Genomic DNA, 813 nt, shown 5'->3' with positions numbered 1-813 from the left:
TGTCTACCGAGCCCGAGGCTAACGCGACGGGAATCGTCAGGCTAACACGGGTATGCACCGACACCACAGCTCAGAAGCGGCGAAAGTCCGGCACTGCAAACGTATTCTCGCCAAGGTGGGCAACTCGGCGCCGCGTCGAGATAAAGTACCGCCGATGGCACTCGGGTACCCGATGCGAGCTGTGTGGCTTGCTCTCGCCACTGCAGTCGTCGCCGCACCGGCAGCCGGCGCCGACCGGCCGCAACCGGTGCCGCTCTTCGGGTGGTACAACACCTTCCTCGATCACTCGAAGCAGACATTCAACGGCCAACCGCGGGCCTCGGACCCGTCGACGCAGGCCGCCAGCTTCACCACCACGTGCGATGCGTCCGGCTGCGTCGCGCACTGGCTACTGGTGGACAGGTTGGCGGACAACCCCAACGCGCCCAGCTTGTTCGACTACCGGTGGGTCAACGACAGGTGGGTATCGAGCTCGGACTATCCGTTCCACTGCGACGACGGCAGCAAGGTCGACACCAGACGGTCCGATTTCCTGATTCCCAACGGCGACGGAAGTTTCTATGGGGAGCGAACTTTCACCGTCGGCGCACCGGGATGCCCCGGGGACGGCCAGGGTGTCTACTGGCTGCCGTTTACTTTGACACCCAGCTGAGCCTTCTCCAGCAGGATCGCTACGGCTACATTGATGTCGTCGACCGCAGGAAAGACATGATCAACTCGGGTGCAGAGAACATCTACGGCGCCGTCGAGTCCTACGACGCGGGGCCCGTCGATACTCCCCTGCTGGACGAGACGATCGGGGCGAATTTCGAG

At 63.2% G+C, this 813-nt stretch carries 1 protein-coding gene; it reads left to right on the top strand.

Features of this window, described 5'->3' with window-relative positions:
- Window positions 1-154 precede the first annotated feature (154 nt).
- Window positions 155-652 (top strand): MBOE_33420 family protein, encoded by a 498-nt coding sequence (locus tag ACZY0B_RS27875; protein WP_463767445.1) that lies wholly within the window; start codon window positions 155-157, stop codon window positions 650-652.
- Window positions 653-813: the final 161 nt, after the last annotated feature.

Source organism: Mycobacterium sp. IDUB_19, from assembly GCF_055419445.1.
Note: the sequence above shows the minus strand (reverse complement) of the source record. Positions and strands in the feature narration are given on the sequence as shown.

Excerpts from the sequence above, each read along its gene's own strand:
- ACZY0B_RS27875 (WP_463767445.1), top strand. The coding sequence starts at position 155 with ATGGCACTCGGGTACCCGATGCGAGCTGTGTGGCTTGCTCTCGCCACT.